Origin of the sequence: Arthrobacter sp. NPDC080031 (assembly GCF_040702485.1) — a bacterium.
Classification (GTDB): Bacteria; Actinomycetota; Actinomycetes; order Actinomycetales; family Micrococcaceae; genus Arthrobacter.
The window spans coordinates 1-11,616 of record NZ_JBFBLA010000008.1 but is presented as its reverse complement, the minus strand read 5'-3'; the positions used below and the strand labels follow the sequence as shown (position 1 = coordinate 11,616).

12 protein-coding genes and 1 pseudogene are annotated in these 11,616 nt (G+C 65.2%); 6 read left to right on the top strand and 7 right to left on the bottom strand.

The annotated features are described in order from the left end of the window. Window positions 1-32: 32 nt before the first annotated feature. Window positions 33-848, top strand: a complete 816-nt coding sequence (locus AB0323_RS08300) for an IclR family transcriptional regulator (RefSeq protein WP_364539898.1) — start codon at window positions 33-35, stop codon at window positions 846-848. 219 nt (window positions 849-1,067) lie between these two features. Here AB0323_RS08300 and AB0323_RS08295 read toward each other — a convergent pair whose 3' ends face one another. Further along, window positions 1,068-2,201 (bottom strand): Rossmann fold nucleotide-binding protein, encoded by a 1,134-nt coding sequence (locus AB0323_RS08295; RefSeq protein WP_366176889.1) that lies wholly within the window; start codon window positions 2,199-2,201, stop codon window positions 1,068-1,070. A gap of 63 nt (window positions 2,202-2,264) precedes the next feature. Here AB0323_RS08295 and AB0323_RS08290 point away from each other — a divergent pair, with 63 nt between their 5' ends. From AB0323_RS08290 to iolB, 5 genes are all read left to right on the top strand, one after another. Then, window positions 2,265-3,044: a type 1 glutamine amidotransferase gene (locus AB0323_RS08290; protein ID WP_366176888.1), complete on the top strand. Its 780-nt coding sequence runs from the start codon at window positions 2,265-2,267 to the stop codon at window positions 3,042-3,044. Between the two features lie 124 nt (window positions 3,045-3,168). Then, complete coding sequence (locus AB0323_RS08285; protein ID WP_366176887.1) at window positions 3,169-3,567, top strand: cupredoxin domain-containing protein; 399 nt, start codon at window positions 3,169-3,171, stop codon at window positions 3,565-3,567. 24 nt (window positions 3,568-3,591) lie between these two features. After that, entirely contained in the window at window positions 3,592-4,044 is a 453-nt protein-coding gene (locus AB0323_RS08280; RefSeq protein ID WP_366176886.1) for a hypothetical protein, read from the top strand. Between the two features lie 256 nt (window positions 4,045-4,300). After that, window positions 4,301-5,041 carry a GntR family transcriptional regulator gene (locus AB0323_RS08275; RefSeq protein WP_366176885.1) on the top strand — a complete coding sequence of 247 codons (741 nt, stop codon included), beginning with the start codon at window positions 4,301-4,303 and terminating at the stop codon, window positions 5,039-5,041. A gap of 17 nt (window positions 5,042-5,058) precedes the next feature. After that, a complete protein-coding gene (gene iolB / locus AB0323_RS08270) occupies window positions 5,059-5,952 on the top strand; it encodes a 5-deoxy-glucuronate isomerase (RefSeq protein ID WP_366176884.1) in 894 nt (297 codons plus the stop codon). A 157-nt stretch (window positions 5,953-6,109) separates the two neighbouring features. Here the strand turns inward: iolB and AB0323_RS08265 are convergent, their stop codons facing one another. The 6 genes and pseudogenes from AB0323_RS08265 to AB0323_RS08240 all read right to left on the bottom strand — a co-directional run. Further along, entirely contained in the window at window positions 6,110-7,141 is a 1,032-nt protein-coding gene (locus AB0323_RS08265) for a Gfo/Idh/MocA family oxidoreductase (protein ID WP_366176883.1), read from the bottom strand. Beyond that, window positions 7,138-7,956, bottom strand: coding sequence for a TIM barrel protein (locus tag AB0323_RS08260; RefSeq protein WP_366176882.1), 819 nt, complete (start codon window positions 7,954-7,956; stop codon window positions 7,138-7,140). The genes AB0323_RS08265 and AB0323_RS08260 overlap by 4 nt, the downstream gene beginning before the upstream one ends. Continuing rightward, a complete protein-coding gene (locus AB0323_RS08255) occupies window positions 7,956-9,077 on the bottom strand; it encodes a Gfo/Idh/MocA family oxidoreductase (RefSeq protein ID WP_366176881.1) in 1,122 nt (373 codons plus the stop codon). The genes AB0323_RS08260 and AB0323_RS08255 overlap by 1 nt, the downstream gene beginning before the upstream one ends. A 35-nt stretch (window positions 9,078-9,112) precedes the next feature. Then, a complete protein-coding gene (locus AB0323_RS08250; protein ID WP_366176880.1) occupies window positions 9,113-10,186 on the bottom strand; it encodes a Gfo/Idh/MocA family oxidoreductase in 1,074 nt (357 codons plus the stop codon). Then, window positions 10,186-11,181 (bottom strand): Gfo/Idh/MocA family oxidoreductase, encoded by a 996-nt coding sequence (locus tag AB0323_RS08245; RefSeq protein ID WP_366176879.1) that lies wholly within the window; start codon window positions 11,179-11,181, stop codon window positions 10,186-10,188. Before AB0323_RS08245 ends, AB0323_RS08250 begins: the two co-directional genes overlap by 1 nt. A 111-nt stretch (window positions 11,182-11,292) precedes the next feature. Next, window positions 11,293-11,616, bottom strand: a pseudogene (locus tag AB0323_RS08240) (hypothetical protein); the annotation flags it as partial.

Genomic DNA, 11,616 nt, shown 5'->3' with positions numbered 1-11,616 from the left:
GTCCCAATAAAAAGAGCCATATAGTGACCATCATGACCCCAGCAGAACCGCGTGCAATCACGAGTGACACCCCGGCCAACGGCGATTCCAAAGGCGCTTCGGTACTCGAGAACGCCATTGCCGTGCTCCGCAGCTTTACCGCCGAGGAACCTCTTCTGGGTGTCACCGAGATCGCCGGCAGGATCGGCTTGCACAAAAGCACTGTGTCCCGGATCCTGGCAACCTTCGAACAGGAACACTTGGTGGAGCGCGACCCTGAGTCCCGACGCTTCCGGCTGGGGCTGGGGATGATCGCCCTTGCCGGCCCGCTCCTTGCCGAACTGGAAGAGCGTCGGGTGGCCTACCCCGTGCTGCGCGAACTCAGCGAGCGGACCGGCGAGACGAGCGCGCTCATGGTGTGGAACGGGAACGAATCCATGTGCGTGGAACAAATCGCCAGCCGCCACCAGGTCAAGCACCTCGCTCCCCTGGGTGCCCGCTACAACGAGGCCCTCAGCTCTTCGGTACAGGTCTTCCTTGCCGCCGAAGACGCCGACCGCGTGCGCAAACTCCTGCGGAGCGGCTCCATCACTTTGCCCGGGCTCGACGAGGAAGCACTCGAAGCCTACCTGCTCCGGCTCGAGGAATCCGTGAAGCGTGGCTGGGCCTTCAATTTCGGCGAAACGTCTATTGAAGAAGTCGGCGTCTCTTCGCCGGTCTTCGACCACCGCGGAGACATCGTGGCCTCCGTCCTGATCCCCGCGCCCAAGTTCCGGGTCTCGCAGGACACCCTCGCCAGCCTCGGCGAGGCATGCCAAGACGCAGCCCGCAAAATCACCACGCGCTTGGGCGGCCGCGCCCCGCACTAGCCCGACATCACCCTTCGCCACACAGGACATGTCCATCTCTGGACTCCAGGAAGGGACATGCCCACTCGTCGTCCACGGGACATGCCCAGCCCCAAGCCCCAGAAGCGGACATAACCCTCTCAATCCAAGGGACATGTCCAGCCTTGGAGTCCGGAAATGGGCATATTTGCAATATGTCCAGTGCTCAGAGCCAAGGCTGGGCATGTCCTCCGCGAAACCTTAGTCCGCGACGACGGCGAGCGCTTCCTCGACGCTGTCCACAAGGAAGATCCGCCGCTCCATCACTTTCCCGGCGGCGAGACTCTGCAACATGGGCCACGCGGGATACTTGTTCTCCCAATGGTCGCGCCCTACGAGCACCATGGGCGTGACGGTTTCCGGGGCGCCGTAGAAGTTCTCGCACGCGTCCATGAAGATTTCCTGCACGGTGCCGGCGGAGCCCGGTAGGAACACGATCCCGCCGTTGCATAGCTCCAGCAAGATCGCTTCGCGCATGGAATTGGCGAAATACTTGGCGATGTGGGTGGCGAAGAGGTTGGGTGGCTCGTGCCCGTAAAACCAGGTGGGAATGCCCAGCGACGTCGTCCCGCTCGGATAGTGCCCGACGACGGCGGCCGCCGCCCGCGCCCAGGCCGTCACCGAGGGACGGAAACCCGGCACCGACGCGAGCGATTGCAGCGCGACGGCGAAGTCGGCGTCGCGCAGGCCGCTTAGGTAGGCACCCAAATTGGCGGCTTCCATGGCACCCGGTCCTCCCCCGGTGGCCACCGTGAAGCCGGAGTGGGCCAGGAGCCGCCCCAGGCGCGCCGCGTCGTCGAAGTCCGTCGTTCCGCGTTGCGCGGCGTGCCCGCCCATGACGCCTACGATCGTGTTCCCCGCGAAGTCCCCGTTGCCCAGGAGCTCGTCCAGGGCGGCCCCGATGGCGTGGTCGTGCAGCGCGGCGGCAAGGGTGGCGTCCAGGCTGGTCCGCTGCCCCGGCATGATGCTCCATTGGTAGACCTGGGCGTCGAGCGTGGCTTCGTATTCCGTGGAGTCAATGTCCTCGTACAGTTCGGCGGCGCTGTAGAGCCTGCCCCGGTACGGGTTGAACGGCACGCCGCGCAGCTTGGGAAAGATGAGTGCGCCCCGGCTGCGCAGCGAGTCCTCCACGCCGTCGTCGAAGGTACAGCCCAGGAAGATGGCGCCTTGGGGATCCAACCTCTGCAGGTCCGCGCGTCGGCCTCGCAGGTCCAGCGACTGGGCGTGCCATCCGTGCATCGTTGCGGCACCGGAGCTCAGAAGCCGGTCGAAATGGGCCACGCTCTCAATGTCGAGCGTGCGGGGACTGGGAGTCAGTGCGCGGGACGGATTCATGGCATCAGCGTAAGCCCGCGGTTCCCGTTGCGCAGGAGCCGACCGGCCAGTGCATCATGGAGCATGCAGACTTCCGAACAGCAAAGCAGCTTAAGGCCCCGGATCGGCATTCCTGTCCGCCTCAGCAGCTCCGAAAGCGCGGATCCTCGCGTGGGAGAAGCGAACGAACTCTTCGACTTCATTGTCGAACTAGTGCGCGACGCCGGTGCGGAGCCTGTACTGCTGGACGCCTCCTTCACCGACGAAGCCGGTCCGCTGGCCGCCGAGCTCCGCTCCCTCAACGGGGTTCTGCTGCCCGGCGGCGGAGACCTGGATCCGCGACTCTACGGTGAAGAAGCGACTGAAGCATGCTACGACGTCAACCCTGACCAGGATCGCTTGGACCTGGCGGTCGCCCGTGGATCGCTCGACGCCGGTTTGCCCACCCTCGGCATCTGCCGCGGTCACCAACTCCTCAACGTGGTCTACGGCGGAACGCTCATCCAGGACATGCATCCAACGTTGGTGGAGCACAGCGGCCTGACCCCGACGGAAGGTGAGCTCAGCGCCTGGGCGTGGCACGACGTCGAACTTTCACCGGATTCCAAAGTTGCCGGGCTCTATGGCTCACGGACCTCGGTGCGGATTGCTTCGGGACATCACCAGGCCGTGGCCAGGGTAGGCGATGGCTTAGTGGTGACGGCGGTCGCGGAAGACGGGACCGTGGAAGCCCTCGAGGATCCACAAAGATGGGTCGCATCTGTGCAGTGGCACCCCGAGGCCTCCCAGCTGCCCGACGAAGAACGGCTCGCCCCGTTCAAGGCTTTCGTGGAGGTCTGCAGGGCGCTGCGTCCCGTGTGGTGATCGGGCGGCCTTTATCGGGACGCCGGCGGCAATTTCCCGCGTCGGTGAACCCGACCGGCTTGGAATTCGTCTCATCATTGTGGCGGGCACATTGCGGCCAACGGATACGAGAAGCGGGGAACCAATGATGAAGAAGAGCCCCAAGACCCTGATGGTCATCGTTGCGGCGGCGGCCCTGGTCGCCGTGAGCGGTTGCGGCTCGTCCGGAACCGGCGGCTACGGCGCATCATCGAGCCCACCTTCGGCCACATCCTCCGGCGCTCCGCAATCCCCATCGCTCACTATCACCATCAAGGACTTCGGCTATCAAGGACCCGTCTCGGTCAGCCCGGGCGCCAAAATCACCGTGAAGAACGAGGACGCCCAGGCCCACACGGTCACCTCGGACGACGGCAAGGCCTTCGACGCCGCCGTCGACGGCGGGGGCGGAACAACCCAGTTCACGGCGCCCACCACGCCGGGCAGCTACCCCTACCACTGCACCTACCACTCCAACATGCACGGAACCCTGGTCGTGAAATGAGCCCGGTGAAATGAGCACAGTGAAATGAGCACCCGTGAAGCGGCCCGCCGCAAGCCGATGAACCGCAGGCCCAAGGACATCCTGCTGCGACTGCTTGTGGCGGCAGCCCTCGTCATCGATGCGGTGGTGCATTTCGATCTTGCCGCCGGCTACCAGTTGGGTGCCCCTGGCGGAATCGGGGAAGGCAACTTGTTCCGTCTTGAGGCCGCGGCCGCAATCCTCGTCGGCCTGTATGTCCTGGTACGAGGCAGTCGGCCGGCCTACGCCGCAGCGGTGGTGATCGCTGGAAGCGCCTTCATTGCGGTCCTCCTCTACCGATATGTGGACATACCTGCCATAGGTCCGATCCCTTCCATGTACGAGCCCGCATGGTTTTTCGAGAAGTCCCTCAGCGCAGTCGCCGAGGGGCTCGGCGCTGTCCTTGCGGCTGTCGGCTACGTCCGGCAACGCGGCGGCGCCCGCCGACGCGGCCGCTGAAGGCGCGCCGACGGCGCCCTGAACGCTCCCGACACCGAAAGCCGGGACCGCCGCCGACGCACATGGTTCTGATGTCTGGACATGTCCCTAAAGTTCCGAACAGACAGCCTGAAACGGCAAATTAAACACGCCTCCGGCACCCTTGACCCGCACAAAGCTCCTGCTATCATCAGTAAAGCAGTATGTCCTATCAAGCGAACATGAGCGGACATGCGTGCAACTTCCGGGACAGTCCCGGAATGCGAGGGAGCATGCAATGGCGAATCAACTTGGCCTCACAATCGACCGTTCTTCCCCTGTGCCTTTGTACCACCAGGTGGTCCAGGGCATCGAGGCCGCCATCCACAGCGGAGTGCTGGAGCCCGGCAGCCGTTTGGACAACGAAATCGATCTCGCCGCCCAGCTCAACCTGTCCCGGCCCACCATGCGCAAGGCCATGGACGAACTCGTCCGATCGGGCCTGCTGGTCCGGAAGCGCGGCGTCGGCACACAGGTAGTGTCGAGTCAGGTCCGCCGGCCCCTGGAGCTCTCCAGCCTCTATGACGACCTGAGCAACAACGGCAAGAAGCCCACGACGCAGGTCCTCAGCTTCTCGCACATGGAAGCCGACGCAGCCACGCTGACCGCCCTCCAGCTTCCGGCCGGTTCAAAGGTCTATCACTTCACACGCCTGCGCAAAGTAGGCGGTAAGCCGCTGGCGCTCATGGAGAACTGGGTCCGCGACGACATCACCACCATGGACGAGGCCATGCTCCAGGCGGAGGGCCTCTACGCCATCCTCCGCCGCGGCGGAGTCAACTTCCGCCTCGCCTCGCAGCGGATCGGCGCCATGATCGCCAACGACTACCAGGCACCGCTCTTGGAGGCGGAGGTCGGCTCGGCTTTGGTCACCATGGAGCGCACCGCCGTCGACGACACCGGACGCATGGTCGAGACCGGCCACCACGTGTACCGGGCCGATTCCTACAGCTTTGAAATGACACTCGTACAGCGCTAACGCAAGGACATAACTTCATGGCCAACTGGGTCTATCCATTGGGAACCGCCAACGACGGCGATTGGGACATCTCGCTCGGAACCTCCGATTCCGCGTTGACTGTGGACGGTTGGGCGCACACGGGCCTCAAGGTCGCCACGCTCGCCGCGGGCGCCGCCGTCGAGCTCCCCGCCGCAGCTGAAGAGCGGATCATTGTGCCGCTCAACGGCGCCTTTACGGTGACGGTCGACGACGTCGAGTATCCCCTTGCGGGGCGCGCGTCGGTTTTCCATGGCCCCAGCGATGTCCTGTATTCCGGCACGAATGCTGCGGTCACCATCAGTTCGCCCGACGGCGGCCGCGTCGCCGTTGCCACTGCCCCGGCCAACGCGTCGTACCCCACCAGGCTGGTGACTGCCGCCGAAACCCCGGTAGAGCTGCGCGGAGCGGGCAATTGCTCGCGCCAGGTCCACAACTTCGGCACTCCTGCCGCCCTCGAGGCGGACCGTTTCATCGTCTGCGAAGTGCTCACCCCCGCGGGCAACTGGTCTTCCTATCCCCCGCACAAGCATGACGAGGAAAAGGACGGCGAAACGCAGCTCGAGGAGATTTACTACTTCGAGACCCGGGTGGCCGACGGCTCCGGCGCGCCTGCTGACGCCGATGCTATCGGCTACCAGCGCGTCTACGCTTCCGATGACCGTCCGATCGATGTGGCCGCGGAGGTTCGCACGGGCGACGTCGTCCTCGTTCCCTATGGCTGGCACGGCCCCGCCATGGCCGCTCCCGGCTACGACTTGTACTACCTGAACGTCATGGCCGGCCCGGGACCCGTGCGCGAATGGCTCATCAGCGACGACCCCCACCACGGGTGGGTGCGGCAGAGCTGGGACGGGCAGGACATCGACCCCCGCCTGCCGTTCGGCGCCTAAAAGAGTTCGTGCACCCAACTAATCCCCACCGCCACCCTCGCCTCGCAAGCTCGGCCAGGGAACCCTGGCGGCGTGGGCCCAAGCAGTTGTTGTCGTTCTGGGCCGTCAGAACGACAACAACTGCGAGCCAGTTGGGGCGTGTAATCGCCTGACCGGCCTACGCCGTAGCGAGGGCCACCTTGACCGGGACCCCGCTTGCCAGCGACTCCTGCGCGGCATCCGCCACGCGGGACGCCGCGACGGCGTCCTCCGGGGTGCACGGGTTCTCGCGTTGGCCCAGGACCAGCTCAACGAAGGCCGCCATTTCCGAGCGGTAAGCCTGGTCGAAGCGCTCGGCGAAGGTCTTGTGGGGTTCTCCGGACGGGAAGGCGATCCCGGCTTCGGCTGATTCCATGGCTGTCTTGTCGTCCAGGCCAACCATGAGGGAACGCTTCGAGCCCTGGATTTCGAGACGGACATCGTGCCCTGCACCGTTGTAACGGGTTGCCGACACTGTGCCGACCGTCCCGTCGTCGAAGGTGATCAACGCAAGCGCGGTGTCCACATCGCCCACTTCGCCAATGGCGGGATCTCCGTTGTTGGAACCCTTGGCGTAGACCTCCACGATCTCGCGGCCGGTCAGCCAGCGCAGGATGTCGAAATCGTGGACCGAGCAATCGCGGAACAGTCCGCCGGACGTTGCCAGGAACTCCACGGGCGGCGGCGCCATGTCGCAGGTCACGGCGCGCAGCGAGTGAATCCAGCCAAGCTCGCCGGCCTGGTAGGCGCGCTTGGCCTCGAGGTAGCCGGCATCGAAGCGGCGCTGGTGGCCGATCTGCACCACTCCGTCGTTGGCACGGATATGTTCCAGGACAGGCAGTGAATCGGCCACATTCATGGCCACCGGCTTCTCGCAGAACACCGGGATACCGGCGTCCACTCCCGCGCGGATCAATTCCGGGTGCGTGCCGGTTCCCGTCGCGATGACCAGCCCATCCACTCCGGAGGCGATCAAAGCCTCTACCGACGGCAGGAATTGAGCGCCAAGACCGGCTGCCACCCTGCGGGCGTGGTCTTCGGCGACGTCCGTGAGCCGCAACTCCACGTTGACGCCCTGCGCATTCAGTTCCCCGTTGATGGCTGCGATGTTATTTGCGTGCATCACGCCGATCCGCCCTACTCCAACCAGCCCGAGAACGACGTCCCTCATCGTGCTACCTCCGTTGAAAAAGCCGGGCTGTTCCGGGACTCTCCGGCCTCAAACGTGAACGCCTGGCGGAACGCCTCAAGCGCCTCCATGTCGTCTCCGCTGGCCCAGGCCTCCATGCCGACGGTCCCTTCATAGCCGGCAGCCGCGAGTGCCCGGGCCACAGCCGGGTAGTTGATCTCGCCGGTGCCGGGCTCGCAGCGACCGGGGACGTCCGCCACCTGGATCTCGCCGATGTGCGGCAACGCGGTGCGGACCAGCTCAATGAGGTTCCCCTCCCCCAATTGTGCGTGGTACAGGTCCAGCATCATCTTCACGTTGGGGTGTCCGGCCGCCTCCACCAGCGCCAGGGCGTCCTTGGCCCGCGCCAGCGGGATGCCCGGGTGGTCCAGCACGGTGTTGAGATTTTCCAGGCAGAACGTCACTCCGTGTTTTTCCCCGAGCGCGCCAAGGCGCTCCAAGGTCCGGGCACCCGTGATCCACATGCTGCCGTTGGACCGGTAGGCGGGACGGGCTGCTTTGCCGTCGATCAGCTCCGCCGAGTGAACCACCATGCGGCTCACGCCAAGTTCCAAAGCGGTCGGAATCAGTGTCTCAGCTGTCCTCACCACGTCATCGGCGGTGTCGGCGTCAACCAGGCTCCCGGAGGTGTACCCGGTCATGGAAGAAAAGACCGCGCCGCTCGCCTTGAGTGCCGCAATGTCCTTGCTCCTTGAGTCCCAGAGCTCGACGTCGAATCCGGCCTCATGGATCCTACGTACACGTTCAGTGAACGGCAGCTCCGTGAAGACCATTTCGGCGCAAACGGCCAGCCGCATCAGACACCGGCCTTGCTGTTGCTCGAGACTGCGCCCTTGCTCGACACCGCGGGTACCGCCACCGGGGCGCCTTGCTGGACCGACTCGATGCAGGCCAAAGCCATCGCGAGGGCGCGGCGCGCGTCGGCGGCTCCCGGGGTCAGGGTGAAAGCGCCCGACGGCGGTTGCGTGCCGTCGCGGCGCGCGCGGACTACAGCCGCGAAGTCCACGAGTTCATCGGTGTAGGCATCGCGGAACAGTTCGACGTTGAGCCTGGGAGTTTCGGCGGAAAGGCCCTCTGCCGTGTACCTCAGGGCGGCCGTTTCCGTGGGCCGTCCGGCCTGAACCATGCCCTTGGAGCCGAAGACTTCGCCCCTGACGTCGTAGCCGTAAAGTGCGCTGAAGTTCGCTTCGGCCACCGCCAGGGCGCCATTGCTGTAACGGATGGTGACCACGGCGGTGTCCAGGAAACCTTGGTCACGCAGGCCCGGTTCCACCAAGGCGTCCGCGACGGCGTACACCTCGACCGGCTCGGCTCCTTCGTTGAACCAGTTCAGGGTATCGAAATCGTGGATGAGCGTTTCCAGGAAAATCGTCCAGGCCGGGATCCTGGCTGCATGCCCGATGCTCCCGGTGCCCGGGTCCCTCGTCAACGAGCGCAAGAGCTGCGGCTTTCCCACAATTCCTTCGGCCAGGTCCTTCTTGGCGGCCCGGAAGTCGCTGGCGTAGCGGCGGTTGAAGCCGATCTGGAAATGCACCCCTGCCGCTTCGACGGCGCCTAGGGCGGCGTCGAGCTCTTCGAGGCTCCGCGCGGCCGGCTTCTCGCAAAACACGTGCTTGCCGGCGGCCGCGGCCTGGGCGATCAGGGAAGCGTGGAAGCGTGCCGGGCTGGCAATGATCACGGCGTCGATGTCCGGATCGGCCATGATGTCCGTGGCGTCCGCGGTGACCTTGGCCGTGCCAAGCCGGGCAGCCACGGACGTTGCAGAGTCCACGTTGGGATCGGCGACCGCGGCAAGGACCGCACCGGGAACCCTGCGGGCTATGCTTTCGCCGTGGAACGCTCCCATCCAGCCGGAGCCTATGAGGCCAAGCCGCACAGGCGTGGGAAGTCCAGCTGAATGCTGTTCGATGTAGGCCATGGGGCCGTCCTTTCGATAGTCAGTACAACAATTGCTCAGGCGGGCGCATCGCCTTCGCCAGGGAATTCAATTCCCGCTTGGCGGCGGATCTCATCGGCAACTTCCATCGTCCGGATGGAGGAGGCCAGTGGCCTTTGTTGGGTTTCCGCCGAACCGGCGGCGATGGCGCGGGCCACCGCTGCGGCTTCGTAGTGCAAGCCTTCCAAATGCCCGCCGGCAGCCTCGTTGTGGCGAAGCCGCGTGCCGTCCGGGAACCGGATCTCGAAACCGCCGGGCATATTGAAGGGGCCGTCGATGGTCAACGTCGCCTCGGAGCCAACGATCGTTGCCGTGGTAGGAGTGAAATTATGCAAGTGCGTATTCATCACGGCTTGACTTCCTCCCGGGAATTCCATGATGGCGGAGAGCTGGGCGTTGACACCGGATTCGTGGGGCTGGCCGAAAGCGCACAGGCGTTCCGGTGCACCCAGGACTTCTGTGATGAGGGCCAGCGGATAGGTGCCAAGGTCCAGCAAAGGGCCACCAGCCAGAGCGGGGTCGAAGATGCGGTGGCTGCGTTCGAAGTGCTCGCCGTATTCCGCCAGGACCGTTGTCACAGTACCCAGCATCCCGGCGTCGAGCACTTGCCCGATCACGTCGAACTTCGGAAGGAAGAAGCTCCACATGGCCTCGGCGGCGAAGACGCCGGCTGCCTTGGCCCGATCGGCGATGTCCCGGGCCTGCGCCGCGTTCAGGCCGATCGGTTTCTCGATCAGGACGTGTTTGCCGGCGTCGATGGCGAGCACGGCAGCCCCGTGGTGGACGTTGTGTGGCGTGCACACGTACACGATGTCTATGTCCGGAGCCGTGGCCAGCTCTTCGTAGCTCCCGTAGGCGGTGGGCACGCCGAAAGCGTCCGCGAACGCCTTCGACCGGTCCAAGGAGCGGGAGCCGACGGCGGCTATCACTTGCGTTGAATAGGCCTGCACCGACTCGGTGAAGCGTTCGGCAATCCACCCCGGGCCCATGATCCCCCAACGCAACGCGGGAGCGTCGCGGGAATCCGGCACACGGGACACCGGAAGACCGGACACCGGAAGACCGGACTCCGGCAGGCCGGGTGAAACCATCAGTAGACCACCTTCGTGTAGGCCCCGTCGCTGTGGAGCGAACGGATCATGGCTTGTGCGAGCTGCGACGCGCGCAGCCCGTCCTCACCAGTGGCGAGCGGCGCAGGCTCGCCCTTTTCGAGGGCTGAAATCCAGGCCTGGAGTTGCAAGCGGTAAGCGTCGGCGAAGCGTGGACGCCAGTCGGCAGGGATTTCGGAACTGCGCCTCCCCTCCTGCCGGACGTCGAGGGCAGCCGGTTCCGGGAGTGCAGTGGTGCCGAACTCCGACACGACCTCGCACCGGGTGGTGTAGCCGTACTGCGCGTTGAGGAAGAGTTCCAGGGTGGCCAGGGTGCCGTTGGCCGCCCGGAGGAGCATGAAGGCTGGATCACGCAGGTCACCGGTACTGTGCCGGGAACGCCGCCCCGCTTGCCAGGACACCTCAGTGATGGGCGAATCCAGCAGCCAAGGGATGATGTCGAGCTCGTGGATGGCGGAATTGGTGATGGCGGATTCCGAGCTCGCGCCCGGTCCCGCGGATACGGTCCGGCTTGTGCAGTGGACCTGCAAAGGCTCGCCTTGCGTGCGTGCCCGGGTGGCTTGGCGCAGGGCGACATAGCCGGGATCGAAACGCCTCATGAAGCCCATCGACAGCAGCCGGGCCCCCGTTGCGGCCAGGAGGTCGGCTTCAGCCTCCACCACTTCGCGGCTTTCCAGGAGCGTGGGCGCCAGCGGCTTTTCGCACAGCACCGGCGTCATCGCTTCAAAGCATTCGAGCACCAGTCCGGCATGGGTGGAGTCATGTGAAGCAATGACGACGGCGTCGACATCGCTGGAGTTGATCAGCTCGGAAGGATCCGTGGTGAGCCGGGCGGACGGCGGCGCCGCGGCTGCCGCTCGTCCGGCGTCGAGGTCTGCCACGAAGGTGACTTCGGCCCCGCTGATGGTGGTGGAGAGGTTCCTGATGTGGTCTGCGCCCATAACACCGGCGCCGATAACGCCAACCCGGATCGGCATGCTGTCTTCCCGTCTACTACTTCGTGCACATTCCTGCGGTGGCATGGCGGGCGGGGGCCCATCCGGTTTTCCGGCGGACCCCCATCCCTGTCCGCGTTGTCTGCCGGCGCGCTAGGCGTGCCGCGGGCTGCTTTCCCTTGAATCGCCAGCAGCGCCAGCACCGTCAGCAACTTCAGCGACTTCGGATACCCCGGCGACTTCGGCTTGGACTTCCTTGAGGGCTTCGGTGTGTCCGCCGAGTTGTTCGAGTTCGTGGGCGAGTTCGGCCAGTTCCGCGCCGCCGGCCATCTGGGCGGTGAGTTCGTCCAGGGTGATGTCCTTCTTGTCGTAGTAGCCGATCGACTTGCCGCGCTTGAGCAGCAGGAACCGGTCCCCGACGGGGAAGGCGTGGTGCGGGTTGTGGGTGATGAAGATGACGCCCAGTCCGCGGTCGCG

Coding starts and splice junctions, on each gene's coding strand:
- AB0323_RS08265 (WP_366176883.1), bottom strand. CDS start 7,141: ATGAGGGACGTCGTTCTCGGGCTGGTTGGAGTAGGGCGGATCGGCGTG.
- AB0323_RS08275 (WP_366176885.1), top strand. CDS start 4,301: ATGGCGAATCAACTTGGCCTCACAATCGACCGTTCTTCCCCTGTGCCT.
- AB0323_RS08280 (WP_366176886.1), top strand. CDS start 3,592: ATGAGCACCCGTGAAGCGGCCCGCCGCAAGCCGATGAACCGCAGGCCC.
- AB0323_RS08260 (WP_366176882.1), bottom strand. CDS start 7,956: ATGCGGCTGGCCGTTTGCGCCGAAATGGTCTTCACGGAGCTGCCGTTC.
- iolB (WP_366176884.1), top strand. CDS start 5,059: ATGGCCAACTGGGTCTATCCATTGGGAACCGCCAACGACGGCGATTGG.
- AB0323_RS08285 (WP_366176887.1), top strand. CDS start 3,169: ATGATGAAGAAGAGCCCCAAGACCCTGATGGTCATCGTTGCGGCGGCG.
- AB0323_RS08245 (WP_366176879.1), bottom strand. CDS start 11,181: ATGCCGATCCGGGTTGGCGTTATCGGCGCCGGTGTTATGGGCGCAGAC.
- AB0323_RS08255 (WP_366176881.1), bottom strand. CDS start 9,077: ATGGCCTACATCGAACAGCATTCAGCTGGACTTCCCACGCCTGTGCGG.
- AB0323_RS08300 (WP_364539898.1), top strand. CDS start 33: ATGACCCCAGCAGAACCGCGTGCAATCACGAGTGACACCCCGGCCAAC.
- AB0323_RS08250 (WP_366176880.1), bottom strand. CDS start 10,186: ATGGTTTCACCCGGCCTGCCGGAGTCCGGTCTTCCGGTGTCCGGTCTT.
- AB0323_RS08290 (WP_366176888.1), top strand. CDS start 2,265: ATGCAGACTTCCGAACAGCAAAGCAGCTTAAGGCCCCGGATCGGCATT.
- AB0323_RS08295 (WP_366176889.1), bottom strand. CDS start 2,201: ATGAATCCGTCCCGCGCACTGACTCCCAGTCCCCGCACGCTCGACATT.